The sequence below is a fragment of the Pseudoalteromonas maris genome (genome assembly GCF_049257235.1).
In the GTDB taxonomy this organism is placed as follows: Bacteria; Pseudomonadota; Gammaproteobacteria; order Enterobacterales; family Alteromonadaceae; genus Pseudoalteromonas.
The window spans coordinates 410,848-437,072 of record NZ_JBMMUF010000001.1; the positions used below are offsets into that span (position 1 = coordinate 410,848).

Annotated in this window: 25 protein-coding genes; 2 read left to right on the plus strand and 23 right to left on the minus strand. The window is 45.6% G+C overall.

The features are described 5' to 3' along the window. Positions 1-14 precede the first annotated feature (14 nt). The 9 genes from AAEU32_RS02015 to AAEU32_RS02055 form a co-directional block, all read right to left on the minus strand. The gene (locus AAEU32_RS02015; RefSeq protein WP_421968856.1) at positions 15-2,051 is read right to left on the minus strand and encodes a flagellar hook-length control protein FliK; all 2,037 of its coding nucleotides are present in this window, start codon (positions 2,049-2,051) and stop codon (positions 15-17) included. 77 nt (positions 2,052-2,128) lie between these two features. Beyond that, entirely contained in the window at positions 2,129-2,581 is a 453-nt protein-coding gene (gene fliJ / locus AAEU32_RS02020) for a flagellar export protein FliJ (RefSeq protein WP_421968857.1), read from the minus strand. Next, entirely contained in the window at positions 2,574-3,911 is a 1,338-nt protein-coding gene (gene fliI / locus AAEU32_RS02025; RefSeq protein WP_421968858.1) for a flagellar protein export ATPase FliI, read from the minus strand. Before fliI ends, fliJ begins: the two co-directional genes overlap by 8 nt. 3 nt (positions 3,912-3,914) lie before the next feature. Beyond that, positions 3,915-4,772: a flagellar assembly protein FliH gene (gene fliH / locus AAEU32_RS02030; RefSeq protein ID WP_421968859.1), complete on the minus strand. Its 858-nt coding sequence runs from the start codon at positions 4,770-4,772 to the stop codon at positions 3,915-3,917. A gap of 3 nt (positions 4,773-4,775) precedes the next feature. Then, positions 4,776-5,813: a flagellar motor switch protein FliG gene (fliG, locus tag AAEU32_RS02035; RefSeq protein ID WP_421968860.1), complete on the minus strand. Its 1,038-nt coding sequence runs from the start codon at positions 5,811-5,813 to the stop codon at positions 4,776-4,778. Next, on the minus strand, positions 5,806-7,524 hold the full coding sequence (gene fliF / locus AAEU32_RS02040) for a flagellar basal-body MS-ring/collar protein FliF (protein WP_421968861.1): 1,719 nt from the start codon (positions 7,522-7,524) through the stop codon (positions 5,806-5,808). Before fliF ends, fliG begins: the two co-directional genes overlap by 8 nt. A gap of 19 nt (positions 7,525-7,543) precedes the next feature. Beyond that, a complete protein-coding gene (fliE, locus tag AAEU32_RS02045) occupies positions 7,544-7,873 on the minus strand; it encodes a flagellar hook-basal body complex protein FliE (RefSeq protein ID WP_421968862.1) in 330 nt (109 codons plus the stop codon). 180 nt (positions 7,874-8,053) lie between these two features. Continuing rightward, entirely contained in the window at positions 8,054-9,463 is a 1,410-nt protein-coding gene (locus AAEU32_RS02050) for a sigma-54-dependent transcriptional regulator (protein WP_421968863.1), read from the minus strand. Beyond that, entirely contained in the window at positions 9,456-10,571 is a 1,116-nt protein-coding gene (locus tag AAEU32_RS02055) for a sensor histidine kinase (protein ID WP_421968864.1), read from the minus strand. The genes AAEU32_RS02050 and AAEU32_RS02055 overlap by 8 nt, the downstream gene beginning before the upstream one ends. 185 nt (positions 10,572-10,756) lie before the next feature. On the opposite strand from AAEU32_RS02055, the gene AAEU32_RS02060 reads away from it, so the two are divergent. Together AAEU32_RS02060 and AAEU32_RS02065 are read left to right on the plus strand one after the other, a co-directional pair. Then, the gene (locus AAEU32_RS02060; protein WP_421968865.1) at positions 10,757-11,338 is read left to right on the plus strand and encodes a DNA-3-methyladenine glycosylase I; all 582 of its coding nucleotides are present in this window, start codon (positions 10,757-10,759) and stop codon (positions 11,336-11,338) included. 151 nt (positions 11,339-11,489) lie between these two features. After that, positions 11,490-11,903 (plus strand): biotin/lipoyl-containing protein, encoded by a 414-nt coding sequence (locus AAEU32_RS02065; protein ID WP_421968866.1) that lies wholly within the window; start codon positions 11,490-11,492, stop codon positions 11,901-11,903. 253 nt (positions 11,904-12,156) lie between these two features. Here AAEU32_RS02065 and AAEU32_RS02070 read toward each other — a convergent pair whose 3' ends face one another. The 14 genes from AAEU32_RS02070 to AAEU32_RS02135 all read right to left on the minus strand — a co-directional run bounded on the left by AAEU32_RS02070 (position 12,157) and on the right by AAEU32_RS02135 (position 26,221). Then, a complete protein-coding gene (locus AAEU32_RS02070; RefSeq protein ID WP_421968867.1) occupies positions 12,157-12,438 on the minus strand; it encodes a hypothetical protein in 282 nt (93 codons plus the stop codon). Between the two features lie 27 nt (positions 12,439-12,465). Then, positions 12,466-12,711 (minus strand): Rho-binding antiterminator, encoded by a 246-nt coding sequence (locus tag AAEU32_RS02075; protein ID WP_421968868.1) that lies wholly within the window; start codon positions 12,709-12,711, stop codon positions 12,466-12,468. Positions 12,712-12,928: 217 nt separating this feature from the next. After that, a complete protein-coding gene (locus AAEU32_RS02080; RefSeq protein ID WP_421968869.1) occupies positions 12,929-14,362 on the minus strand; it encodes a sigma-54 dependent transcriptional regulator in 1,434 nt (477 codons plus the stop codon). Positions 14,363-14,517: 155 nt separating this feature from the next. Continuing rightward, complete coding sequence (locus tag AAEU32_RS02085; protein ID WP_421968870.1) at positions 14,518-15,303, minus strand: flagellin N-terminal helical domain-containing protein; 786 nt, start codon at positions 15,301-15,303, stop codon at positions 14,518-14,520. A 72-nt stretch (positions 15,304-15,375) separates the two neighbouring features. After that, positions 15,376-16,185 carry an SDR family oxidoreductase gene (locus tag AAEU32_RS02090; protein WP_421968871.1) on the minus strand — a complete coding sequence of 270 codons (810 nt, stop codon included), beginning with the start codon at positions 16,183-16,185 and terminating at the stop codon, positions 15,376-15,378. Next, positions 16,185-16,880, minus strand: a complete 696-nt coding sequence (locus AAEU32_RS02095) for an acylneuraminate cytidylyltransferase family protein (RefSeq protein WP_421968872.1) — start codon at positions 16,878-16,880, stop codon at positions 16,185-16,187. Before AAEU32_RS02095 ends, AAEU32_RS02090 begins: the two co-directional genes overlap by 1 nt. After that, positions 16,877-17,842 carry a Gfo/Idh/MocA family protein gene (locus tag AAEU32_RS02100; RefSeq protein ID WP_421968873.1) on the minus strand — a complete coding sequence of 322 codons (966 nt, stop codon included), beginning with the start codon at positions 17,840-17,842 and terminating at the stop codon, positions 16,877-16,879. The genes AAEU32_RS02095 and AAEU32_RS02100 overlap by 4 nt, the downstream gene beginning before the upstream one ends. Next, the gene (locus tag AAEU32_RS02105) at positions 17,842-18,900 is read right to left on the minus strand and encodes a nucleotidyltransferase family protein (RefSeq protein WP_421968874.1); all 1,059 of its coding nucleotides are present in this window, start codon (positions 18,898-18,900) and stop codon (positions 17,842-17,844) included. The genes AAEU32_RS02100 and AAEU32_RS02105 overlap by 1 nt, the downstream gene beginning before the upstream one ends. Then, positions 18,897-19,544 carry a NeuD/PglB/VioB family sugar acetyltransferase gene (locus tag AAEU32_RS02110; protein ID WP_421968875.1) on the minus strand — a complete coding sequence of 216 codons (648 nt, stop codon included), beginning with the start codon at positions 19,542-19,544 and terminating at the stop codon, positions 18,897-18,899. Before AAEU32_RS02110 ends, AAEU32_RS02105 begins: the two co-directional genes overlap by 4 nt. After that, complete coding sequence (neuB, locus tag AAEU32_RS02115) at positions 19,537-20,619, minus strand: N-acetylneuraminate synthase (protein WP_421968876.1); 1,083 nt, start codon at positions 20,617-20,619, stop codon at positions 19,537-19,539. The genes AAEU32_RS02110 and neuB overlap by 8 nt, the downstream gene beginning before the upstream one ends. Beyond that, on the minus strand, positions 20,609-21,772 hold the full coding sequence (neuC, locus tag AAEU32_RS02120) for a UDP-N-acetylglucosamine 2-epimerase (RefSeq protein ID WP_421968877.1): 1,164 nt from the start codon (positions 21,770-21,772) through the stop codon (positions 20,609-20,611). Before neuC ends, neuB begins: the two co-directional genes overlap by 11 nt. Then, positions 21,769-22,926: a LegC family aminotransferase gene (locus AAEU32_RS02125; protein ID WP_421968878.1), complete on the minus strand. Its 1,158-nt coding sequence runs from the start codon at positions 22,924-22,926 to the stop codon at positions 21,769-21,771. Before AAEU32_RS02125 ends, neuC begins: the two co-directional genes overlap by 4 nt. Then, positions 22,926-24,116, minus strand: coding sequence for a UDP-N-acetylglucosamine 4,6-dehydratase (locus AAEU32_RS02130; RefSeq protein ID WP_421969046.1), 1,191 nt, complete (start codon positions 24,114-24,116; stop codon positions 22,926-22,928). Before AAEU32_RS02130 ends, AAEU32_RS02125 begins: the two co-directional genes overlap by 1 nt. Next, entirely contained in the window at positions 24,113-26,221 is a 2,109-nt protein-coding gene (locus tag AAEU32_RS02135) for a motility associated factor glycosyltransferase family protein (protein WP_421968879.1), read from the minus strand. The genes AAEU32_RS02130 and AAEU32_RS02135 overlap by 4 nt, the downstream gene beginning before the upstream one ends. Positions 26,222-26,225 lie beyond the last annotated feature (4 nt).

Sequence of the window (26,225 nt, forward strand, 5' to 3'; positions counted from 1 at the left end):
AATAGCAATAGTTATTAAGCATAGAAATCAATTCCTTGCTCAGACTGGGCGTTTTTCCCAGGCATTACAGATGGGCTTTCTTCATTGCTTATTTCTTCGTCTAATGCGCCCTGTTGTGTCCCTGCAAATTGCGACTGTTCATCTTGCTCACCTGCGCCGCTAGAGTGTTGCTCAACATTGGTATCACCGAGTGCCAATCCTTGCTGCGCCAATAACTCACGTAAACGTGGCAGCGATTGTTCTAGGGCGTCTTTGGCTTGCTGGCTTTGCACTACGAAATTAACGTGCGCTTGTTCGCCTTCACTTCGCACTCGCACTTGCATGCTACCTAATTCTGGAGGGTCTAAACGAATGTGCGCTTCTTGATTATTCATATTGAGCATCATGTTGACGCGCTGATGAAGTGCGATAGCCGCATCACTTTTAGAAATATTAATAGCCTGTAATAGCGCTGAATCCAATGGCGCACTGTGTTTTTGTACTGCACTCATACTTTGAGCCGAAGCTTGATTCACACTGTGTTGCTGTTGCCAACGCGCAAAGTCTGTTTCAATCGCATCACTGACAGTCGTTTGCCCTTGCCCCAACACTTGGCTTACCAGCGCTTGTGCCAGTTGCTGAACTTTAGAGCCAACAGATGCGTGCTCTTTTTGGCTCAATTGCTCTGCAACATCCTCTAATTGCATATCAATCGTCGATTGCGACACCTTGTCTGATCCCACATTGATATTGTGCAGCGCTTGCTCTTTAGTTACCGCGGCACCACTGACCACGCTCCCTTGATTGGACGTAATTTTTTGCTCACCTAATGCACTGACCAAACGCTCATTAATACTCTGCGCTTGGGTACTTTCTAACTTTTCAGAGCGGGCAAATACATTTGCAGGTGCCTCTGATTTAGACGCCTGATCTTTTTGCACCTGCTGCAATTGTGCCGCTAAATGCTCAGCCGATGATACTTTAGTTTGAGTCTTTGCATTGTCAGTTACCTGACCTTTTATATCACTGGCAATGGTGCTGATACGCTCGCCAAGCTTTGCCTCTGCGCCTTCGGTGGTTTGTGCCTTTGCCGCAGCAATCGCTTCCACCTTCGCTTGTGCTTCTGATTTGGCTGAAACAGGAAGTTCGCCCTTCGCTGTTGCAGACACATCACCTATGTGTTGGCCTTGAGCCTTAACAGCACCTAATGCCACGTCAGCAAAAGCCTTTTTATCACCGCTTTGCATCTGCTGCTCGATTGCCTCACCCTGCTCTAAATGCATAGCTTGGGGGAGCACCTCTGGCGAAGCCTTTGGGAATGCTGCTTTGGCGTCTCCTTGAGCGATCATTGCCTGCAGGTGCTGACTTAGCTGCGTTAACAGCTTAGCGTCAACCCCTTGAGCTTGACCTTGCTGTTGAATCAATACGTTAAGTTGCTCAAGCTGTTTTGGTGTGAGCTCGGCCAGTGCACTTTCTAGCTCGACAGGCAAAGTCATGATTGGCCCTGGTGTGATTGGCATATGCGCATAGTCACCCACCAACAGTTGATTCACTTCTTTTGCCACCGGCTTTAGCTCTGCACTGACATTGAGCTGGGCAAAAATTTGCTGATAAAAATCATCATTGCTAAGCAGGATGTCATCACTCAGCTGTTCCGTTTGCTCATTGGCAATGGAGATATCCTCACCTTGCACTTGCGTTTCAAGTGACTGTGATGCAATGTTTTTTGCACCAGTGACCTCATCTAGTTCAGCCACAGCGTTGGCCTGCGCATCATGCTCTTGAGACTGATCTGATGTTACTTCTTGAGCATTTTCTTGGGGATGCACTTTGGCATCTAGCGGCTTATGTTCGGGCTCTTTTCTAAACGAAGGGTCCACGGCTTTTAATTCATTTGCAGATTGGTCGTTAGCGCGCACAGCCGCTTTTTGCGATTGCTCTTGAACGCTGGCCTGCGCTTGGCCATAAGCGTCTGCAAAATCTGCACTGCTGCCACTTTGAGCTTCGCTAGGTGCAGCTTCACTGCCTTGCACAAGGGTATTGAGCGGTAACGCTGATTCTATGTATGACATGTGATGAAACCCTTTTAAAAGGGGCAAAGCGCTGCCGCTTTACCGCCAAAATCACTTATTACTCACAGGGTAGCAAGTTACGTACCAGTGTTTTGTGCAGCCCGCCGTGCGAAAAACTGGTTAGTAGCAAATTCATCCAACATTTTCTGCTCGGCCTTAGCCATTTGTATTTGTTTTTTAAGAGCTTGCTTCTCAATTAACTTGGCGACTGCCTCGGTACGAATGCGCTGTTGTTGCCACTGGCTTTGGCGCTGTTCAGCCACTCTTTTCGCTGTGTCTACAACCTGAGTTTGCTGCTCAATAGCTTGGTCAATTTTACTGATGAAGTTTTGATAGTGACTAAACCCTGCACTAGATAAGCCAGTTTGAGCCTTAGTCATCAATTGCTGCATGTATTCACCACGGAATTGATTCAAACCCGTGAGCTTTTGCTGATGCATACGCTGATACTGCTGTGCGGCCAAAAAGTCAGCGCGTAGCTTTTCCTCTTTATCACTTTCTAACTTGTGTAACACACTGAGTTTAGCCACGGTTGCCTCCTTGGCCGAATAAGATAGCCAACGAGTTCAGACACTCATCATATGGCACCACATCTTTCATACCTTGACGCAAAAATTGATTGATCATGGGCATCATATCAATAGCTTGGTCGAGCACTTGGTCGGTACCTTTTTGATACGCACCCAACGTGATCATGTCTTTGTTTTCTGAATACAGTGCCATCACCTGTTTGAGTAAACGCGCTTGCTGCATATGTTGTTCAGACACAACTTGCGGCATCACACGACTTATCGACTTTTCCACGTCAATCGCCGGGTAATGACCACTGTCTGCAAGCTCACGAGAGAGTACAATATGACCATCCAAAATGGCACGCGCGGCATCAGCGATGGGGTCTTGTAAATCATCCCCTTCAGAGAGGACGGTAAAGAATGCGGTGATCGCACCTTGGCCTTCGCCGCCATTACCTGCGCGCTCAATTAACGCTGGCAGTTTAGCAAAGACAGAAGGTGGATAACCCTTGGTTGCTGGCGGCTCACCTACCGCTAGCGCAATCTCACGCTGGGCCATGGCATAACGTGTCACTGAGTCTAAAAGGAGCAACACATTCAACCCTTGGTCTCGAAAATACTCAGCGATTGTCACGGCGCTTTCACACCCTTTTAAACGCATTAGTGGTGAGGCATCCGCAGGAGCAGCAACCACCACCGAGCGAGCGCGCCCGTCATCTCCCAAAATCTCTTCAATAAACTCTTTTACTTCGCGACCACGTTCGCCAACAAGGCCAACCACAATCACATCAGCGGCACTGCCGCGTGTCATCATGCCAAGTAACACCGACTTACCGACACCACTACCTGCAAACAAGCCCATGCGCTGGCCCTGACCCACTGTGATCACTGAGTTAATGGCTCTGACGCCCACATCCATGGGCTGACTTATAGGTCTTCTCGCGAGCGGGTTAATATTGTGCTGAGCAAAACGCACATAGTTTTGTGTACGCAACGGGCCAAGACCATCCAAAGGTCGACCCAAGCCATCAACTACACGGCCAAGCAAGCTCATTCCCACTGGTAAACCAGGTTGTTTAGCTTGAGGTATAACGCGCGCGCCAGGCAGCACCCCTGAGATTCTATCGTTGGGCATTAGATATAAAATATCATCATTAAAACCAACAACTTCAGCCTCGACCATACCTTGATTAGTTTCCACTAGGCATTGGCTGCCTATGGGGGCATGTAGGCCCTTGGCTTCGAGGGTTAAACCAACCACGCGGGTTAAGCTCCCCGCCACTGCTACTGGGGGTTGGTGAATGTATTGGCGCTTACTTTGTAGGCGTTCTAACAAGGAAGTTGACATGGCTTACTCCTTGTCCTTCACATGCACACCGGCATCTTGCAAGAAGTTATCAATAACTTGGTTGATACGCCCCGCCAGGGCCATATCAATTGATGAGCGCTGTTGTTTGATGTGACACCCACCACGTTCCATTGTTGGTTCACTCAATAGTTGCCAATGACGGTTAGCAAGTGCTTGCTCATCAAAGTGACGTTGCACTAATTCTAAGTCCTCAGGATGCAGGTAAATTTGGCATTGTGCATCGTTACTCGGCAACGCATCCGTTGCTGCTTTAAGCGCTGCTAAAATGGTCTCAGGATGAGTCTTGATTTCATTCAAGGTAATGGCTTTTGCCAACTCAGTTGCGAGCAAAATAACTTCGCTTTCAACTTGCTGATCAAGGTGTTTAACCGGCTCATCAAGGGCTTCTAACAGGGCCTTTAAGGTTGCCAGTTGCTCGTCAATTAAAGGCTTAGCTTCTTGTAGCCCTTGCTCTTTTCCTTGATTAATACCTTCTTTGTAGCCTGCTTCTTTGCCTTCACTTACGCCTTTTTCAAAGCCATCGATGTAACCTTGTTCGTTGCCCTGTTTGAGGCCCTCTTCATAGGCATCTTGGCGAATTTGTTCAAGCTCTTCCATAGTGAGCTTAGGCAAGTCTGGCTCTTGAGGTGTTTGCACCTCAACCTCATCACCGTGATGCGCGTCATCCTCGAGCACATGTTTTTTGTACAACTCTTCTAGTGGTGTACCAAACGCAGTGGAACGGCCTTTTAGCGCCTCAACTTTCGCTGTGACCTCAGGTATGGACCAGTTCTGTAACAACTCTTGTGCTGCTTCACTGGCATCCAATTTTCTTCCACGGTGCAATTTGATGTCGCTCATGGCTTATAAGAACTCCTCACCACCACCACTGCCAAGCATGATTTCACCTGAATCTGCAAGACGACGTGCTGTAGACAAAATTTCTTTCTGTGCCGCTTCAACTTCACTGACACGCACAGGACCCATGGCTTCAAGGTCATCACGCAACATTTCTGCAGCGCGTTTAGACATGTTGCTGAGGATCTTATCTTTAAGACCATCGTCTGCGCCTTTAATTGCACGCATCAAGACATCTTGTTGCACTTCACGCAAGATTGCTTGAATACCACGGTCGTCGACATCCATTAAGTTCTCGAATACGAACATCAAGTCTTGGATTTGTTGCGACATTTCTTCGTCGTGTTCGCGGATTGAATCCATCAACTGACCTTCGATATTGGTATCGAGGTAGTTCATGATATCTGCTGCCGCTTTGAGACCACCCATCTTCGCCGCTTGCGCACCTGCTTGACCTGCGAACTGTTTCTCCATGATTTCGTTTAGCTCTTGCAATGCTGCTGGCTGCACTTCTTCTAAGTTGGCAATACGCATGGTCAAATCAAGGCGTACTTTCTCTGAGAATTGTGCCAAGATTTCGGCGCTTTGCTCTGGCTCGAGGTACGACAACACGATAGTTTGAATCTGAGGGTGCTCATTACGAATAATGTTCGCAACTTGCTTCGAGTCCATCCATTTTAATGAGTCCAGACCTTTGGCACCTGAACCCATCACGATTTGGTCAATTAAGCTTGCCGCTTTGTCTTCACCAAGAGCCGCGGTTAGCGCCTTCTTAATGAAATCTTCTGACTGGAAGCCAATCGTACTAAATTGCTGAATTTGTTCAATAAACAAGTTGTGTACTGCGCTGATCTTAGCCTGACTCAAATCAGTCAGTGAGGCCATGGTCATACCCACACGTTGCACTTGCTTTGGCTCTAAGTGCTTGAGTATTTGTGCTGCATCTTCTTCAGATAAGCTCAGTAGTAATATGGCGGCTTTCTCAACCCCATCAAGCTTATCGACATCGAATTTTGTGCTAATTGTCTCTTGTTCTTCAGTCATCTTCGCTCAACCATGCTTTAACTACTTGTGAGGATAATTCTGGCTCATTTGCCACCAATGCGCGAACCGCTTTGAGTAAGTCTTCATCACCATGCAAATCTGGAAGTTGCAATGTGCCATCTGGGGAGAAGCCCACTGACGACTCATCAAAGTTGGTGTTAAGCATATCCAGTGTGGCATCACCAATATCAACACCTGAGGTCAATGATTCTTCGTCATAAGCTTCAAGCGTATCATCAGGGTTGATAAGACGTTTAAGCATTGGGCGCACTACCGCAACAATCAGTACGATGATTACTAAGAAGCCTAACGCCATACGGACATATTTTTGGAACCAGTTTTGCTCCCAAATCGGCAATTCAGCAATTTGGGTTACATCTTCACGGACAAACGGTACGCTCACAACTTCAAGCGCATCACCGCGTTGCAAATCAAAACCCACCCCGCCTTGGAGTAAACGGCGAATATTATTCAATTCTTGCTCAGTGCGTGGCGCAGCCACATTTTGACCGTCAGCGCCTTGAGTTTGCGTATAATCAACCGCCACTGACACACTGATACGACGGATCACACCGGTTTGCTTACGCTTGTGCGAAATCGTGGTGTCGAGTTCATAGTTGCGCGTTGCCTCTTTGTGGTTACGCGAAGGCGTTGTAGTTTGCGCATTTTGTTCGCCCACCGCATTTTCAGGGATGTTTGAATTAACCGGTGGCTGGTTAGTCAATGCGCCTGGAATGCCCACAGCTAAACCACCAATATTATTTTCTTCGAGGGTTGTCTCGCTACGTACCGCTGGCAAATCTGGATTGAAGCGCTTTTGTGTTTCTTCAACAGCGCTGAAGTCCATCACCAAATCAACTTGTGCGGTGTAGTTACCTAGGCCAACCACTGGGATCATGATGCTGTCGATTTTTTCAATATATTCTTGCTCGCGCTGGCGCTCAATTTCATATTCTTTGCGTGAGCGAGCAGACAGTGAGTCTTGCGAACCTGAGTTAAGTAAACGCCCATTTTGGTCGGTTACGGTAACGCGTGAAGGCGATAATCCTTGCACTGCAGAAGCGACAATATCAACTACCGAATCAACTTCTTCACCATTAAGATTACGGCCACGTTTAAGCGTTACCACAACCGTTGCAGAAGGCTTTTTCTCGATACGCGCAAATACGTTTTCTTTAGGGATAGCAAGCAACACTTTGGCACGGGTGATCTTGTTTAGCTCTTCAATCGTACGCGCAAGTTGCTGCTCACGAGAATGCTTGAGGCGCTCACGCTCTAAGCGCTGTGACACACCAAAACCCATGTCTTGCATGAGAATATCCGTGCCTGAGTCTGGACCCTGCGTTAACCCTTCACGGGTCATTGACAGTTTAATATCTTGGTACGCATCATCTGGCACCATTACGATATTGCCATCTAGCTCGTAATCAATTTTTTGTGCATCAAGAAAATCAAGCGTTTGAATGAGCTCTTCGGTTGGCATCTTGCCGAGCGGGCGCATATCAGGTTGGCGCGCCCAAATGATAATGAAGATTGCAATAGCCACACAAATAGCCAAAGCAATAATTAAGGTCACCTGACGCAGCATATCGATACCGCTCATTGCGCCAAGGTATCCTGACTTTTGCTCCGAATGATTGTCGTTGCCGGGACTTAAATCGACACCGCCATCCGCCAGAGCGAGATCAGTTGATTGGTTTGCTTGCGCCACGACTTTTCTCCACTATCCGTTAAACAGGCATATTCATAATGTCTTTGTAGGCTTCAACCAGCTTGTTACGCACTTGCACGGTTGCCTCAAAGGCCACTGATGATTTTTGTGATGCAATCATTGCTTCAGCTAACGACACACGGCGATCACCCATTTCCACAGCCGTTACTTTCGCTTTGGCGTCTTTTTGTAGACCATTGACTGTATCAATTGCGTTGCTTAGGAGTTCGCCAAACTGTGCCGACGACGTAGTTGTTTGTGGCACGACTTGCTTGAGAGGGTTTCTTGCTTGTGCTTCTTGAGTCAGCATTTGCATTTCTTGGAACAATGAATTGGCTTCAACTTTCATTTTGCATATCACAAATTAAATAAAACTTAGTTTATGAAAAGCATTAAGCGTGCCAACAATAAAACCAATAAAAACAATGATTTGAGCGCTTTTATTTTTGACACTGCTGGCTTTTTGAGCTGGCAGAATTTTGACTGACAAAAAAATGCCCAAACGAGGTTTGGGCATCGTAATGATATTTTAGGCGGGCAGCTGAATACCTTGCTCACGCATTTGCGCAATTTTATAGCGCAAGGTGCGCGGACTTATTCCCAACGCATCAGCAACATCTTTACGCTTACCGTTGAAACGATTAAGCGTATCGAGAATGATTTTATGCTCTTTATTCTTGAGTTCATCTTTAAAACTCGCACTATCATCGAGCACCTTCTCACTCTCATTAGCAGATGCAGGCACATTCAGCTCTTGGGGAGTACTGTGACCAACAACGGGGACGTTACTCATCGTTTGCAGCTCCCCTGCAGGCACTAACTCTTCAATGTAGATTGCATGTTCTTGCACCACATCACCTGATTTTAAAATTAGCGCCCGTTGAATAACGTTTTCAAGTTCACGAACATTACCCGGCCATGCGTGAGACAACAGACGTTCTTTAGCTTGCTCGCTTAAACTCGCAATAGGCTGCTTGGCTGCTTGGCAATGGCGCTCGAGCAAATGCTCCGCTAGCGGAATAATATCCCCAGGACGTTCACACAACGGCAACCACTTCAATGGGAAAACATTAAGGCGGTAAAACAAGTCTTCACGGAATACTCCCTCACGCACCGCTTCTTTCAAATCGCGGTTAGATGTTGCGAGCACTCGCACATTCAACGCAATGGTTTTACGACTTCCCAAGCGCTCAACTTCACGCTCTTGCAGCACCCGTAATAGCTTTGCTTGCAGGCTTAAATCCATTTCGGTAATTTCATCGAGCAAAATGGTACCATTTTGAGCTTGTTCAAACTTACCCGGGCAGGCATTAATAGCCCCTGTAAACGCGCCCTTTTCATACCCAAACAAGGTGGACTCAAGCATATTCTCTGGAATGGCTGCACAGTTAATCGCGATAAAGGGTTCATTGGCACGAGAAGATTGGTCGTGAATGAAGCGCGCCAGCACCTCTTTACCACTACCGCTTGGCCCCATGACCATCACACTGGCGTCACTATCAGCCACTTTATTCGCTAAATCGAGGAGCGCTAAACTTTTGGCGTCCGCCACCACAGGCCCTTTGTGAGCTGGTGCCTCGGCAGGCAAGTAGCGACTAACCAAGTTCAACAGCACCTCAGGTGCAAACGGCTTGGCCATATAATCAATTGCGCCCATGCGCATCGCTTCAACCGCATCATCAATGGTGGCATAGGCTGTCATCATCAACACCGGCAAATCAGGGTAGTTAAGTTTAATGCTTTTAAGTAGCTCAATACCGTTAATACCCGGCATTTGTACATCACTGACGACCAATGAAACATCATGCTCTTTGAGCATCATGATCGCATCTTCACCACTTTTAGCTGCAATACACGCCACGCCAGCTAACGACAACGTGTCGGTCAGCGCTTCGCGTAAACCGGGATCGTCCTCGACCACTAAGACATAATTACTCATGTTTGTCCTCCTGTGGGTGAATGTTAAATAGCGGTAAACTCAAGATGAACTCTGCACCGCCATGCTCTGCATCTTTAATCGATACCTGCCCTTTGTGCGAACTCATTACCGATGCAACAACCGCAAGACCTAGTCCGGTTCCTTGGCGTTTGGTGGTAAAAAAGGGCTCAAAAATCTTGTGTTTTAGCTCATTGCTAATACCAGGGCCATTGTCACGAATAATAATATTGACCTTGGTGTCATCCTCTTGGCAGCGCTGTGCACTCATGTGTATTTGCGCATTCTCTGGGATCACCTGCAGGCTATTATGAATAAGGTTGTTGATGGCACTTGCAAGGGCTGTGCGATTCCCCATAACCTCAGCATCTGGCTCTGGCAATTGCACGTGCAACTGCGCGCCATGTTCACATAACATTGCTTCCGCACCTTGTTTTACATCGCTGAGCAGTTGACCCAGTGACATAGGCTCAACCACTTGTTGCTCGCCGCTTTTAGCAAACAACAGCATGTCATTCACTTGGTTTTCCAAGTCTTTCAATCGCGACATCAGCTTTTCATGAAAATGCGAACGTGACTCGCTATTGAGACGCTCAGAGCCTAAATTAGCGCCGTAAAGCATCGCTGCAGACAGTGGCGTGCGTACTTGGTGTGCCAAAGTAGCGACCATCTTACCGAGCGCACTTAAGCGCTGCATATGTGCTAAGCGTGCTTGTAATTGACGCGTTTCGGTTAGGTCTGTCATCAGAATTAACTGCCCTGGCTCAGGAGCCAAAGCACGAATTTCGAGTTTAATACGACGTCCGTCTCGCAATGACACCTCATGACCATCGTCTTGCTGGGGACGGAACGAGCGCTGAATAATGCTAAACCACTTCTCACCCTCAAGTGGCTCACCTAACATATCAATGGCAATTTGGTTGGCTTTGGCTATCATGCCTTGACCATCGAGCACCACAACGCCCGCAGGCATAGTATCAACAAGGTGGCTAAGCCAACTGGCCTGCAAACGCAAATCACTGAGCTCACCTATATAGGCCTCGTGAGCTAATGCGGAGCCAAACTGTCCTTGTGGAAAAATGTGCGGGGTTAATACACTCGCTAATGCCATGGTAACTTTCTCTTAAACACAGGGTTTTCTAAACAAAAGCACAAAGCGTACCAACTTTAAAAACCTTAAATATCAATAATTTAGAGTTATCAATTTAAAATCAAAAAAATGACACTGTATATAAAACCAGTTAACTGCTATGGTAACAGGGTGATGATAAAGACGCCTATTTCAAGGATAAGAACATGTGTAAACGATGCGATTGGGTTGATTTAAATAAAGAAGATTACGTTGCCTATCACGACAGTGAGTGGGGTGTGCCGGTATACGACGATGATACCCTTTTTGAGTTTTTGACTTTGGAGTCGGCGCAAGCAGGGTTGAGCTGGTACACCATTTTGAAAAAACGCGACAACTATCGCAACGCATTCGCTAATTTCGATGCCCGCAAAATCGCAGCGTTTGACGATAAAGATATTCAAAGGCTACTCAATGATGAAGGCATTGTGCGTAATCGCCTGAAGATTCTCGCAACCATTAATAACGCCCAACGCTTTTTAGAAATTCAGCACGAATTTGGCAGCTTTAGCGACTATCAATGGCAGTTTGTAGGCCACAAACCACGTGTAAATTCCATTCGTTCAAAAGCGGATTATGTTGCCACCAGCGAACAGTCCGATGCGTTTGCCAAAGACCTAAAGAAACGTGGTTTTAAGTTTCTGGGCTCTACAACCGTGTATGCACACATGCAAGCCTGCGGCATGGTCAACGATCATCACAATGATTGTTTTCGCAAAGAAGAAGTGTTGGCTATGTATAAGCAATGAAGATAAACCTTAACTCACATAAACTAGCCCTAACTAAAATTGCCTACTGCAAAGTAACTTGATAATTTGTTGGTGCAGGTGTGTTATTTATAACCGAAGCTTGCTTACCAATGATCCCTGTGTGCCACATAAATGCAACTATGGAAGGCTTATGCGCGAAGAAATTAAAATACCCTCACTACCAGAACAGGGATCGTCCGCAAGCATCAACAAAGTGTATGTAAATGAAGGTCAAATAGTTACATTCGAGCAAATTTTATTTGCCGTTGAATCAGATAAAGTGATTTTAGAGGTTGTTGCTCCTTGCGATGGCATCATTGAACAAATTCTCATTGCCCAAGGAGAAGTAGTTACCCCTGAACAAGTCGCAATGAGGCTGCGCCAGCATCAAGTGTCAGCAGCTCAAGCACAGCGAATACACATGACAAATGTGGAAAAAGATACTCAAAAAGTGGCTAATAAAGAGCTTGATGATCGGTTCTTACTCGATAACCCCAGATTGCTTTGGATAATAGTATGCCTTTTTATTGGGATCACACTTTTGGCAATTTTGACTCTTTCATGACTGACTCATAAACCGCATACAAGGATGTCGGAAATGATTTCACTGTTTAGAAAAAAGCCTGTCATTGGGCAAGAGATAGCGCAATGGTTCAGTTGACTACAGTTATCAATAACCACCTAACAAAGTACGGTCATGTTGGCCTTAAGTCATCGCATTCTGCATAATAAATTAAATTATAGATATACTAGGCTCAAGTAGCACATGGCTGTGATCTACGGCAATTTTATTGGCCTTTTCCCCCATATGAACTGGGCTATTTTTGGGGTTTGAAAGAGTACATAATTAATTGTGATTGCTCTAACTTTTTGTACAGCTCTACTCGTTGCTGAATCAAATTGATTTCCAGGCGGATATTATCGATAAGTTGTATCACATGCTGGTTTTTTGGATGAATGCTAGCGAGTATCGCTGACTCTGCCTGCAATTGGTCAATCTGTTGCTGTGATTTTTGATAATACTCGCCATTAGGCACTAAGGCATGCGCTGCACTACTCAATGCCAATAAAATAACACTACAGGTTAGGGTTAATTTCATCGTGTTGACCTCGCTGATTCTGGGGCGTTACTTAAACGCGACTTCATCAAAGTGTGGGTTTTTAACTGTGACTTTTAAAGTCGCGATGCTATCGAGGACAACCAACACATCGCCTTGATCTGTGCTTATTTTAATGCACTCCTCCTTGGCCGCATTTTGTTGCGTATCGAGCGCCCGACCCACAACAAAATCACCACAGCTAAGCTGGATTTCAATGGGATATTGAAACAAGCACACAATCTCTACGTAATCATATTGACTACAACTTATCATCAACACCTCCGCTGTATGCAAATTCAATATTATAGAAACAGAGCATACCTCAACACGGTTGCCGATACACAGAAAAGCATAACAAGCTGATTTTCGCTAGGGCGTGTTGAACAGCCTGATTCGAGATCAGGCCAATATAAACTGAAGCGAAGAACTCACAACAAAGGCTTGCTTTTATAATCGACTACACCTGAGGGAGCCGTTAATTCAAAGAAGGCTAATCCCGATTAAGGTCGTATTTCTTCATTTTTTCCACCAAGGTAGTGCGGCGGACTCCAAGAATTTCCGCAGCTCGAGCGACCACATAATCATGACGCTCTAGCGCCTGGGTAATAAGGCTAATTTCCAACTCGCCGAGATAGTCTTTAAGAACAATACCCTCATCAGGTAGTAGACCCATATCTGCAGAAGATGCGTGCTCAGGAGCGCTTGGACTATCGTCCTCATCAACAAAGCCTTCGCCAAAAATATCATTGAGAGCTTGGCGTTCAAGCAACTCTTCAGGATACTCGGGGACGAATGCCTCCACGTCGACGTGTTGGTATTTAGCAGGTAAATCTGGCACATCAACTACTTGGTCAGGGAACATGATGACCATACGCTCTACCAAATTGCCAAGTTCACGAATGTTGCCCGGCCAAGAATGGGCTTGTAGGCTTTCGATGGCTCTATCAGTAAACTTTACTCCCTGTCCGCTTTGCTGTTGCACGCGCTTAGTGAGTTCTTTAAGTAATAAACCAATGTCAGCAGCACGCTCTCGCAATGCTGGGTTTTCGATAGGGAATACGTTGAGGCGATAGTATAAATCTTCACGGAAGTCGCCCGCTTCAATCATTTCTTCTAGGTTACGATGTGTCGCGGCGATGACGCGCACGTCGGCCTGTATGGCTTTGGTACCGCCTACTCGCTCATAACTACGCTCTTGCAATACACGTAGTAACTTAACTTGCATTTGCAGCGGCATATCGCCAATTTCATCAAGGAAAAGTGTGCCACCTTGAGCGAGTTCAAAGCGACCTTTTCGGGCAGAAATGGCCCCTGTAAATGCGCCTTTTTCATGACCAAACAACTCACTTTCAAGTAACTCTCCAGGAATAGCGCCACAGTTCACGGGAACAAACGGACCATTACTGCGCCCTGAAAGCAAGTGCACGTTACTTGCGACCACTTCTTTACCTGTGCCCGACTCACCTAAAATAAGGACATTGGCATCTGTTTTAGCAACCTGTGAGATTAAAAAACGCACGTGGTTCACAGCTTCGGTGTCACCGACTAGGCCGTTAAATGCTTTGGGACTTTTTGCTGCATGTGCACAAGGTTTCATGCGCAGATACTGCTGACAGTCGTGCAGAAGTTGGGTTGTAAAATCGTGGCTAAACGGCTCACAGATGAGACCAATTACATTGGCTATCTCAAGTAGAGGATTGAGCGTTTCGCCAATAAGTAAAAATGGTAACTCAGGGTGTGCCTTGATAAGTTGCTGATGTTCGTTGTGCCCCAGTGCCCCGAGCACGACTATTGATTCTTTGTGCCTTTGTGTAGCGTGAGCGAATTGCTCCAAATTAATGATTTCATTTGCTTCTCCTACAAATGAAAGTGCATAACTTAAGCCATTTGCCCGTTTATTATTATCATCAAGAATCAGGATCATCCTGCCGCCATTTTAAAACTAAGCGATTGTAATATCTCTAGATTGTATTGCAGTGACGACAGGATTCAAGGAAAAGTGGCATTTTTTTGACGTACACGCCAAAAATCAGACACTTTTCCTACACTTCTTTGATTTGAGTTAACTGATGAATAAATTTACAACAGCCCTAGTATTGATGCAGCGCTTTGATTTGCTTGCCCTCGCAATGCAATAGACGCTTGGCTGAGAATATCATTGGCTGTACGTTCACTCACAGCACGCGCATAGTCAGCATCTTGGATACGACTTTGACTGGCAGCAATGTTCTCATTTTGCTGCGACAAACTACGAATATTGCTCGAAAGTGCATTTTCAAACGCGCCTAGTTGCGCACGTTGCTCATTAACTAACTGCGACGCATCATCGGCAATTTGCAAGGCTGAATCGACTCCTGCTTGAGTTGATATATCAATAGTGTTAATCGCATTTAGAAAATCGCTATTTGGTGCGCTCAGAGTATTGGTTTGATTGGCATCAGCACCAATTTGGAAACTCACATCCTCACCATTAAACAAAGGTTTTCCTGCGAAGTTTGCCTGCTCTAGGGTGGTGCTTATCTCATCTTGCAACTGCACGACTTCCTCTTGCAAAGCCTGACGGTCGCTATCAGTCAAGGCACCATTACCCGATTGGATTGACAACTCACGAATACGCGATACCGCATCATTCACATTCCCTAGTGCCGACTCGCTCACCTGCGCATAAGAGATACCGTCGTAAGCGTTACGGCTTGCTTGCGCATAACCATTTTGCTGCGACGTTAAACGGTCAATAATTTGCAACGCTGCGGCGTCATCCGCTGCCGAATTAACGCGCTTACCAGAGGCAAGTTGTTGATCCAATTTGTTGAGATTATTGAGCGCTTGGGTGTTCAATGCACTCGAAGGTTGACCTACTTTCATATCACTCTCACCTAACTATACAGCTAGCTCACATAGCTATAAGTATAGCCAAATAGCGGTGACAATCTATTTTCAAATAGCGGTCCAGCCACCGTCTAAATAAAGTGACTGTCCTGTCATATAGTTAGACAATCCTGAACTCAAATACGCTATGGCACCTTTGACATCTTCCTCCGTCGCCATGCGTTGCATTGGCACTTTTGCGTTGTATTTGTCTAAGAAGCTTTGCGGTTGCCCTCGTTCAATACCCCCCAACACTATATTGTTAATGCGGACCTCAGGAGCGATATTCGCAGCCATCCATTTAGTCAATTGCATCAACCCTGCTTTACTCGCAGCATACGCGGCGGGATTGCCCATTTCGGTTCCTGCATACATGTCCATTTGTGGGCCAACTACAGCATAAATAGAGGAAATGTTGATGATACTGCGATTCGCACCTTGCGTTTGTTTCATCAAATCAAATGCCAATTGACTCAAAAGAAAAGGGGCACTGAGATTGACATCTAAACATGCCTTAAATGTCTCAAAGGACTGTTTTTCAAAAGGTACACACCAACCTGTCAGTTTATCTGTACCAACGAATGCGGCATTGTTGATCAGCACATTAAGTGTGCCCTGAGTAATACTTGCAACCTGTTTCATTGCAAGGTGAATACTCTGCTCATCGCTGAGCTCACAACACACACAATGCACGGATTTAGCATGTTCAAACTCATCAGCATGAACCTGATTTAAGTATTGTTTATCTCTGTCTAGCAAGATAACGTTCGCGCCAAGCTCAAGTAATGCATGCGCCGCAGCGCGTCCAACATGCCCGGCCCCACCTGTTATCAAAACCCACTGTTGGGTCATATCTTGAAGCTGAGTTATTGTTCTCATTAATTGGATTCCTGTCTTGCAATTAGCAACTGTGCCAAATCGAAGTCCAGTTGTGTGTCGATGTCTACTGCACGTTCAGGGGGCACACAAATGCTCGTAACCTTTCCTGACAAAACACCCTTCCCTGACTCAACATAGCGACTTTTGGCCGCATACACGACCGTTGTTATATCAAACACTTCAGGGGCATCTTGTCGACGCAACACTTTAGTGTCTGTGTTTATCACCAACTGCACCTCGCCACTATCTTGACGGGTGACCATATTGAAATATGGGCTGCGTGAGGCTGGTGTGATCGAGATGCATATATCCGCATCTGTTGCATTAAGCTGCTCAACTGCAGCGATAATATCGTCCTTGATGCGCAGAGGACTGGTCGTTGGTAAACTTACGAAGGTCTCAAATGCACCATATTTGCTTTGCACCCATGTGATAGCGTGTTGCCACGCCAGCCACTCAGATGATGTATCTTGTGCCAACTGCGCAGGACGGTCTATTACCTCAGCCCCATACTGTCGCGCCACATTGGCAATTTCTGCATCATCGGTGGACACAAAAATTCTTGTAAATATCCCCGCTTGTTTAGCGCTGTCTATCGAATGAGCCAATAAGGGCTTTCCAGCCAAAGGCAAGACATTCTTACGAGGTAGTCCCTTTGAGCCACCACGAGCGAAAATAAAGGCATTACGTATCATGATTGCATCTTTCTAATAGTATCTATCAAATCCAAAACCTCAGCGGCTTGTGACAGTGATACGCACTGATTCGGTTGTGCATCAATATTGTTTTGCATGTCACGCACCATCGCCATGTACATATCATTAGCTTGCCAATCTGGGTAATCAAAAACATGAATCAAACCAGATTCATCGGTCCAATCAATGCGATTTAAAAGTAAATTCCAATGCACCTTCCCTGCACTACAATGCACCGTACAGAAGCGCGATGGTTGGCGCTGTAAAAAGTCTAAATGCATATGAAGATGGGCGCCGGATTGGCTTGCAAACCCAACATCCACAAGGTCTTCCACTTCAAGTTTCAGTGTTTTAGAGTGCTTAATAGTGGCCTGCAGCGGAGTTAAAGGCCCAAAAAGCCAGTTGGCGTAATCTAACTCATGACTCAACTCGAGTAATGCGCCACCGCCGAGCTCCTTGCGCGCAGAGACCGTTTGACGAAAGTCCGTGTCAGGGCGCCAATCAGGAAGATACTGGCCTACTTCGATGTGGATCGAATATATCTCTCCTAATCCCCCTGAATATACGAGTTCTTTCATTTTGATTGCACTTGGCATGTAACGCAGACAATAACCCACTGCCACAGGAGTTTTTACGCCTATAAGCGCATCCATCAGTTCCTTGGCTTGAGTACTATCAGCGCATAATGGTTTTTCAACGATACATGCCACTCCCGCTTTGAGCAGTACTTGAGCATGGTAGTGATGCATGGGTGCGGGGGATGCGATTATAACGAGGTCAGGCCTTGCAGCAACGAGTTCGTCAACATTACTTACCATCGCATCCGCGCATTGAGGAAGGCTCGTTATTGGCCGACCACTCGCCGACATGGCAAGAACTTGAGCATCAGGGTACAGTGCTTTTAAGTTACGTCGATGACGATTGGATATATTGCCAAGACCAATCACTGCCAATGTTTTCATTAACTCAACCCAAGACTTCGGATATCAATTTGTGCCCGGTTAAAATCATCCATACGACCAATATCAAGCCAATACTCGTGGATCGGGAACATCAACACCTGTTTATTAATGTCGATTTGTTGTTCTAGTATGGTAGGCATATCAATATTGAAGTTGTAAGGCACTGACTTAACAACTTGTGGTGATACCACATAGATCCCAGCATTGACAAAAAAGCGTTGAATGGGCTTTTCTTCCATATCAATGATACGGTTTCCTTGGCCGTTAATAACACCATATGGGATTTGGTATTCATACTCGCGCACGCACATAGTCGCGTCAGCTTGATTATCACAGTGGAACTCTAATAAACGCGCAAAGTCTACTTTGGTTAGCACATCGCCATTCATCATGATCAGTGGCAAGTCATCTGGTAAGTCTTTGGGTAACAAACCAAGCGCACCACCAGTACCAAGTGGCGTGTCTTCGTACACGTACTTAATACTCACCCCCCACTTACTGCCATCACCAAAATGATCTTCAATTTGCTCGGGCATATAGTGAGTGGAGATATAAAAGTTCCGAAATCCCGCCTTAACAAAACTTTGCAACACAGTTTCTAAGATTGGTTTACTGCCTACTTGCAACATAGGTTTTGGGCAGTCATCGGTCAGAGGCCTAAGCCGAGTCCCAAACCCTCCAGCCATTAGAAATACCGGGTTATCATATTTAGGTTTGCTTAAAAACTGCTGAAGCGTCTCAAGACCTACCACTTTGCCATTGTCGACAATCGGGATTGATAAAATCCCTTTATTTTCCATGATGTCGATCAATTTGTCCTTGTCTGTTCCTTTAGCGGCAATAATGGGATTGGTGTTCATTACTTGCGACAGCGGTACGTCTAACCCTAAATTTTGCAATAAAGCACGACGAATATCCCCGTCAGTAACCACTCCTTTCAGTTGCTGGTTTTCATCAACAACCAAAACAACCCGAGAGGCTTGGGTATTGATCACTTCCAGCGCTTCTCTGAGTGGCCGCGATGGACCTAATAAAATTTTCTGCCAAGCAAAGCTCATGTGCTGCTCCTTTGTTGGACGGTTGCGCGCGCACCATATACGGTGCTCGGCTGGTCAATATCTCTGTCTACTAACGCATTAGCACCAATGATAGTGTGGCTGGCAATACGCACGCCGGGTAAAATAACCGCCCCGGCTCCTACAAACACATGTTGGCCAAGATTTACACCGCCACATAATACGGCTGCTGGGCCTATATGCGAAAAAGCGCCAATAGAACAGTCATGCTCCACTAAGGCGCGTGAGTTCACAACAACATGTTCCGCAATTATTGCGCCTGTATTTACCACGCAAGCAGGCAATAACTGCACGCCATCGGCAATCTTCACTTGTTCCGCCACATACGCGGCCTCAGATATAACCTTTGCAAATTTAAAGCCAAGTTCCTGTGCAAAAGATACCAGTTGGGGTCTAACATCACCGTGCACCCGAGGACCCACACCGATCACAACTTCATGGGTTCGTGGGTCAAAGTGTTTAAGTTGGTCATCAGATGAACAGTGTTTGAGGTGTGTAAGAATGGGGCTATGCACTTTACTCGGGCTAATAACCGCTGCTATATCCTGCGTACCGCGCATAATCGTGTCCGCCAGAACACTCGCATGGCCACCTGCACCCAAAATGATAACGCGTGAGTTATTCATCGAGTAAATCACCGATGTTATAGTCTTTAGACGCTTTTACACCGAGTAATGACCAGTATTTATGCGGAGACATACCCGAACCTGGGCGCTTAACTGCGAGATTACTTTCGCTAAACACATCACCGCATTTGATGCTCTGTGCTGCAACTAAGCTTTTACGTGCGACCTCTTTGTTACCAAGCTCACTTACAGTTGGCATTTTAATACCATTTCCCAAAATGACTTCTGTTTGTCTGATAGCACAAATCATATTGGCAAGTTGGTCAGGCTCTAAAGAGGCTTTATGATCTGGTCCAGGTAATGATTGGTCCAAGGTGAAGTGCTTCTCTATGACGGTTGCTCCTCTGGCAACTGCCGCCACAGGCACAACCCAACCATCACTGTGATCGGAATACCCTACTTTTAGAGAGAATGCATGACTCATAGTATTCATGGCGCAGAGGTTTATTTCATCTAATGGCGCAGGATATTCAGTTGTGCAGTGCAGTAACGTTACTTTTTGTTTAAGTAGAGCTTGCCCCTCAGTGCTGGCGTAAGCCTGTGCAAACGCTATCTCATTGCCAGCATGCGCTTTAGGGTGCAGCATACCAAATGCAATCACCCCGAGTGCCTGCTCAATTTCAGCGAGTGTTGCCATTCCTGTAGATACAATTAAGTCGCAGCCACATTGTGCATGCTCTAACAATAGCGGCGCATTTGTTAATTCCCCAGAGGGGATTTTAAGCCTTTTGAGTCCAAGCTCTTGGGTCAAAAATGCCAAACTCTCTGAGTCAAAAGCCGTCGATAAAAATTCAATGCCAAGCGTGTCACACAATGACACTAATGCATGATGGTGCTCATAGCTAAGCTCGAGGCGCTCTAACATACTTAACTGGGATTCCTGTTTCCCCATATTGGCGGACTGATACGCGGCTTGCTCAGCTCCTGCTGTAACTAAGTTTTTAGCTTTGAAAGTCTGAAATTTAACAATGTCTGCACCGGCTTTGTGTGCCTCACGTATCAACTCAAGCGCCATTTCCTGGTCGCCGTTGTGATTCACACCCGCCTCAGCGATAATTAAGGTTCTACCGTTCATGAACCTGCTCCTGTTCATAAAATCCTTTTTTACTCAGAGTGTTAAAATCAATGCTAGCGAGTATCTCAACGATTTTCTCTGCGCTATTACCTTGTCCGTATGGATTAGTTGCTTGCTGACAGAGTTGTTTAAACTCCTCACTAGTTGCCTTTTGCAAACTTTCTTCAACTAATTTACTTTCCATCTCAATATCAATGATGCTCGCACTGCGAGGGCGACCGTCCTGACGAGAGCCGATATTGACAGTAGGCACATGAAAGCTCGGCGCTTCAATGATACCGCTTGATGAATTACCTAACACACAAGCAGTATGAGACATAACTGTGAGATAACGCCTAAACCCTAACGAGGGCTCAAGGCGAACATGAGGGAGATGCGCTAGCTTTTGCCACTGTTTAATCATCTGTGCGCCCAAACCATCTGCGTTAGGGTAAGTGACAATAAAATTAAATTGTGTTTGGTTTTCAATGGCCGTAAGCAGTGGCGTGATATCATTTTCACTCGCATCACCGCGCGTCACAGGATGATAGGTAACCAACACCAAAGGTGATTGTGAGGGGAAGTTGATAACATCAGCCACCTCTGATTCACAGGCTCCTCGTGCACTCAAAATGTTGTCCACTCCAGGCGCACCAACAACATGAATGCTTTTAGGAAATTCCCCCAGCCGCTCAAGGCGTTCGGCGAATTGCTCAGCGGCGCAGAAATGCACGCTTGCCAATTTACTAATGCAATGGCGCAGAGCATCGTCAAATGCGCCTTCGGTTACTTCGCCGCCATGAATATGGGCTATCGGTATATCAAGGAAAAAGCTTGCCTGTGCCGCTGCAAAAATCTCATAACGGTCACCCAATACCAAGACACAGTCGGGCTGTTCAGCAGCAAACGCATCCGTAAAACTAATGACAGCTAGGCCGGTAGATTTTGCAACTCCAACTTTCGAACTCGATGACAGCAACATTTCAATTGGCCTTATGTTGTTTATTGAATTCGCTTTTAGCTCATTGATTGTCATCCCAAACTCTGGAGACAAATGGCTTGCGCATGCGAAGACACAGGTGTCAAATTGAGGGTGTTGTTGTAGCTTTAAAATGATTGGGCACAATAACCCAAAGTCTGCACGAGTACCGGTAACTATGGCTATTTTTTTCATTTCACCTCCGATACGGTGGGCACGGAGCTGGGTAGGTTTACAATGCGCTCTGCCAACCAAACAGACATATCCAATGGTCCTCGAATGGCATTTTTGAACATCGGCAGTGTGTGCATCAACTGCCATACAGGACGGGTCATCACTCCCGCTTTATTTGTCATTTCAAGGAACTCATCTCGATGATGCTTATCCGCACAGATAACTGCATTTAACCAATAATTCGATTGGGCGTGCTCTGGTTCGCAGACAAACTCTAGCTCACTGCCATCAAAATGCGCTTGATAAGCCAGCGCCAACGCACGCTTTGCGCTTAGATAAGCGTGTAATTGCTCCATCTGCCCACAACCCAATGCCGCGTTAATATTTGGCATACGAAAGTTGAACGCAAGCTCATCGTGATAAAACTCATAAGCATGGGCCACTTTTGCAGTGGTCGTGATATGTTTCACGCGCTTGCCGACTTCCTGTGACTCACATAGCACCATGCCACCACCACCTGTGGTGATCACTTTGTTACCATTAAAGCTCAATGCAGCAAAAGGTGAAAAGGTGCCAGTGTGTTGACCTTTATAAAACGAGCCAAGACTTTCCGCAGCATCTTCAACGACAGTAATACCAAACCGAGCACAAACACGATTAATTTCATGTATTTGTACAGGATGACCAAAGGTATGCATTGGTACAACCGCTGCAATACGTGAACCACTTGAGTGAAAACACATACCTTCCTTAAGGTGACAGTGTTGATCTAAAAACGTCTCTAATGCACGTGGGCACATCCCCAATGTTGCGCGCTCCACATCAACAAATACAGGCTGAGCACCAAGCTGGGCAATCACATTACACGTTGCGACAAACGTCAGAGCTTGGGTGATCACGAGCTCGTTTGGTCGCACTCCTGCAACATACAGAGCACTGTACAATGCCGCCGTCCCGTTGACGGTCGCGATTGCACTCGAAGCATTCGTAAATTCCGCAACTTGACGCTCAAACAGATCGACATACGCACCCACACTGGAAACAAAGGTTGAATCTATCGTATCAAGCACATAGCTTTTCTCATTGCCGTTAAAATGAGGAGCATGCAGTGGAATAAACTCATTGCTTTGGTAAAACTCTCTGACAAAACGAATAAGACTCTGTGTGGAACTCATCACATTTTACCATCCAGATATTTACCGACCTCGGCATGACTAAACTCTGGCATCAGATGACAAAACAGCTCAACAAGGTCAACTTTTTGCCAGTGTCCCTTTTGCTTCATTGCGTTGATTTGCTCCGTGAAATACTCAAGTTCATCGGTATCATAATTGGCGTTATTTTTAACAATACCCAAATCTTCAAACCGTGACATATCGAGTGTTTCGGTATGCGTGTAAAACTCTTCAATGTCTTTTTCACCCGTTGTATCGCTCTGGGTGAATAAGCAGGGCCATTTTCCTTGTTGTGGTAGTGTTTCAGCCAACTCCCTAGCCTGCTGCTCTGACTCACATAATACCGGCTCGTAACCTCTTTGCTGCAGATAGGCTTGTGCTATTTCGGAAAAAGTGAGTAAGTGCAATTCATCACTTAGTTTTGGGAAAAATATATCTCGATTATCACCTAACAAACAGGACATTAGGCACAATTGACCCGACTCCTCTGGAGTGACGAAGTACCGTTTAATATCACTGGGAGCCACTAAGGGTTGCGCTTTTAATAGCCTTTGGTTGAAACCGTGTAATAACGAACCATCACTAAAAGCAACATTAGCGAAGCGCGCCATTGAAACTGGAATATTTTCACTTCCACGCATCAGAAACATTTCCATAATACGTTTTGACGCACCCATCATATTTACTGGATTGGCAGCCTTATCCGTAGACACACTAAAATACTTTTGTGCATGAGAGTTTATCGCTTGGCGTAAGGTCGATTCGGTATTAAAAATATTGGTGTTGATCATGCGCATCAAAGTAAATGGATCTTTTTCACTGCGCACATGTTTCAGTGCAGATAAGTTCAATACATAATCATAATGAGGCATGGCATTGATAAATGCCTGATATTCGACACTGCCAATATCTAGCGCAAAGGTTTGAAAGTCCCCTTTGATATAACCTAAAGACGAGCGAATATCACGCACCAGCTCAACCATGTTGTTTTCACTAATATCAACAATATGCAGAGCCTTAGGCTGACGTTTAAAAATCTCCTTACTCACCGCCTGCCCTATGGTTCCCGCTCCACCAAGCACCAAAAACCGTGACTGTGCGACTTTGTCGGAGAGTTCATCAGCAAATGCCTGCAAATCATTGCTAAACAAAGGCTGACTGCGATGAACTAACTTCAAGACGTCCATTATGAATCCTTTTTATAGTTCTCGTACTGTGGCTTTGTCCACGTGCACTTAGTGCGCCAATTCTTGCGGAAGTCTTCTTTGGCATCTTTAACAAATTCTAACCATAACGAATGCACTTCATGAAAGTGTTTCAAAGTCTCTTGCTCATCTTCAAACTGATACAAGAAACAAATCATGGGGCAATGAAAATAAAGCAATGTGCCTTTGAGCATTTGGAAAAGGTGTGGCGCCTTAGATTGCTTAAAGGCGTAAATAACGCGCTGTTGCGCCTTTAGCGCTGCATTTGCTTCGTCTCGTGTGGTAATTGGTCGCGTCCCAAAATCAATGATGTAATCACACAACTCATCAAACTCATCAAAACTCATGAGTTGTTCGATATCGCCAAAGTCCACCGGCTTAAAGAAAGTCGTTTTAATGTTCTCAACGAGCGTCTCTTTATCATCGATTTTTGATGTGAGTATCACGTCACTTTCGCGAATGGCCGTAGCCCCACGTAATTTTGCACCGTTACCAACATTGTATGCGTGTACTTTATCCCCCAACGCGGTCAGTAACCTGTCAAAACTTGCCTTTGACATGGCCATAAGCGAGGTAGCCATAACATCATGATCAAAGTTGCCAGCAAGGCGAATATTTGCGCCTTCGAGCACTTCCATCGGTTTGTCTTTTTCCTCATAAATAGACAGTTTTGAGTGCGTTTGGCCACTGAGGTGATAACCATTGTCGATGCCCAACATGTAAATGTCCTTAAAGCCCATCATGGCAGCAAATGACAGCGCCGTATTAGACACAAATGGACTACTGGCGATTAACTCTGTGATAGACATGCCATAGTTTATATAGCTAAATAAAGATAAGAAAACCGTTGCGGCTTCTGGACCCTTGAGCCCTATTCCTGACCATTTATACAAACCCAATACATCTGGGTACATGACATCGACTGTAAGTAGGTTCAAATCACCATACCCTTGCTCAGGTTCAATCACCTTAGCAATATCGTATGTTATTTTTGGCCGCTCCACTAAAACATGGAAATCAGGTGTTATACCTGCTTTGAGTAAACTTTGCAGCGCGGTACCGGCCGCAATAATAATTGCTTTGTTTTGATTCTCACGGATAAGGTCTATGGCCTCATCCAACGATGGCCCATTACCAACAATAAATACTGGCGTATCACTGACCAATTTTTTTGCTTGCTCAGTTGCGAACAGAAAGTTTGCACCCGACTCTACATTGAGTACCGCATGGGCCAGTCCGGTTATGGCGTCGTTATAAAAGCCATAACCTTGTTGCAATTGATAGTAGTTATCAAAAAATGACTTTATTAACTCATTTACTTTGACTGATGGATAATGCTGGTAGCAGAAACTATTAATCGCAGAGAATGAACCAATTTCATTCGCTATGCGGTAAATTTCGTCAAAAAATTCGTCATAATCAACACCTAAACTCAAGAACAAACAACCGCCTTGCTCATCCACTTTGGTGATAATGTCATGCCAGTCTATACAAAAAAGGCTAGCAAAAAATAATTCTAAATCTGGCTCGCAAATAAACATGTAATCAAAGCTATGACGGCTCATCAATTCAGGGATGTGGTAGCCCAGACCGATACCAAAAATCAGTGCTGTAGGGTAATGCGGTGGTAACGAGCGAAGTGGTTTATTTTGTTGAGTGTCGATTCGTGAAAGTGCCTCACTTAGACGACGCATAAATTGTATGTGTAATCGGGAGTCGTCACTTTCCCAGGGTGAAGCGCCCGTGTAATCAGTGCGACCAAAATTCGCCTTTTGCGTATATTTATCTACTTGGGCTATGGTTTGAGCAATGGGATCTTCACTGTAAAGCGGCACTTTCTCGCCCTGAGGAACAAAGTTGCCGTGTCCAGATTTAGTTACGTGCAGACAAAAGTCTTCTCTGGTTTGGAATTGACTAATTGCTTGCGCAATATCGGGATAAAATTTTTCGAATGCACTGAGGTTTTTCGCAAAACGTTCATTGGCTTGCTGCGCAAAAAGCGCTTCGCGTTGTTGGTGTTCTTGGCTTTGCTTTATTGATTCTTCGGCTTGAGAGAGCAGCGTCTGTAATTCGTCTTGCTGATTTGCCATGTAT

Bases quoted from the DNA above. Each gene is read 5' to 3' on its own strand.
- AAEU32_RS02015 (WP_421968856.1), bottom strand. From the start codon at position 2,051: ATGTCATACATAGAATCAGCGTTACCGCTCAATACCCTTGTGCAAGGC.
- fliI (WP_421968858.1), bottom strand. From the start codon at position 3,911: ATGTCAACTTCCTTGTTAGAACGCCTACAAAGTAAGCGCCAATACATT.
- fliH (WP_421968859.1), bottom strand. From the start codon at position 4,772: ATGAGCGACATCAAATTGCACCGTGGAAGAAAATTGGATGCCAGTGAA.
- fliG (WP_421968860.1), bottom strand. From the start codon at position 5,813: ATGACTGAAGAACAAGAGACAATTAGCACAAAATTCGATGTCGATAAG.
- fliE (WP_421968862.1), bottom strand. From the start codon at position 7,873: ATGAAAGTTGAAGCCAATTCATTGTTCCAAGAAATGCAAATGCTGACT.
- AAEU32_RS02050 (WP_421968863.1), bottom strand. From the start codon at position 9,463: ATGAGTAATTATGTCTTAGTGGTCGAGGACGATCCCGGTTTACGCGAA.
- AAEU32_RS02055 (WP_421968864.1), bottom strand. From the start codon at position 10,571: ATGGCATTAGCGAGTGTATTAACCCCGCACATTTTTCCACAAGGACAG.
- AAEU32_RS02060 (WP_421968865.1), top strand. From the start codon at position 10,757: ATGTGTAAACGATGCGATTGGGTTGATTTAAATAAAGAAGATTACGTT.
- AAEU32_RS02065 (WP_421968866.1), top strand. From the start codon at position 11,490: ATGCGCGAAGAAATTAAAATACCCTCACTACCAGAACAGGGATCGTCC.
- AAEU32_RS02070 (WP_421968867.1), bottom strand. From the start codon at position 12,438: ATGAAATTAACCCTAACCTGTAGTGTTATTTTATTGGCATTGAGTAGT.
- AAEU32_RS02075 (WP_421968868.1), bottom strand. From the start codon at position 12,711: ATGATAAGTTGTAGTCAATATGATTACGTAGAGATTGTGTGCTTGTTT.
- AAEU32_RS02080 (WP_421968869.1), bottom strand. From the start codon at position 14,362: ATGATCCTGATTCTTGATGATAATAATAAACGGGCAAATGGCTTAAGT.
- AAEU32_RS02085 (WP_421968870.1), bottom strand. From the start codon at position 15,303: ATGAAAGTAGGTCAACCTTCGAGTGCATTGAACACCCAAGCGCTCAAT.
- AAEU32_RS02090 (WP_421968871.1), bottom strand. From the start codon at position 16,185: ATGAGAACAATAACTCAGCTTCAAGATATGACCCAACAGTGGGTTTTG.
- AAEU32_RS02095 (WP_421968872.1), bottom strand. From the start codon at position 16,880: ATGATACGTAATGCCTTTATTTTCGCTCGTGGTGGCTCAAAGGGACTA.
- AAEU32_RS02100 (WP_421968873.1), bottom strand. From the start codon at position 17,842: ATGAAAACATTGGCAGTGATTGGTCTTGGCAATATATCCAATCGTCAT.
- AAEU32_RS02105 (WP_421968874.1), bottom strand. From the start codon at position 18,900: ATGAGCTTTGCTTGGCAGAAAATTTTATTAGGTCCATCGCGGCCACTC.
- AAEU32_RS02110 (WP_421968875.1), bottom strand. From the start codon at position 19,544: ATGAATAACTCACGCGTTATCATTTTGGGTGCAGGTGGCCATGCGAGT.
- neuB (WP_421968876.1), bottom strand. From the start codon at position 20,619: ATGAACGGTAGAACCTTAATTATCGCTGAGGCGGGTGTGAATCACAAC.
- neuC (WP_421968877.1), bottom strand. From the start codon at position 21,772: ATGAAAAAAATAGCCATAGTTACCGGTACTCGTGCAGACTTTGGGTTA.
- AAEU32_RS02125 (WP_421968878.1), bottom strand. From the start codon at position 22,926: ATGAGTTCCACACAGAGTCTTATTCGTTTTGTCAGAGAGTTTTACCAA.
- AAEU32_RS02135 (WP_421968879.1), bottom strand. From the start codon at position 26,221: ATGGCAAATCAGCAAGACGAATTACAGACGCTGCTCTCTCAAGCCGAA.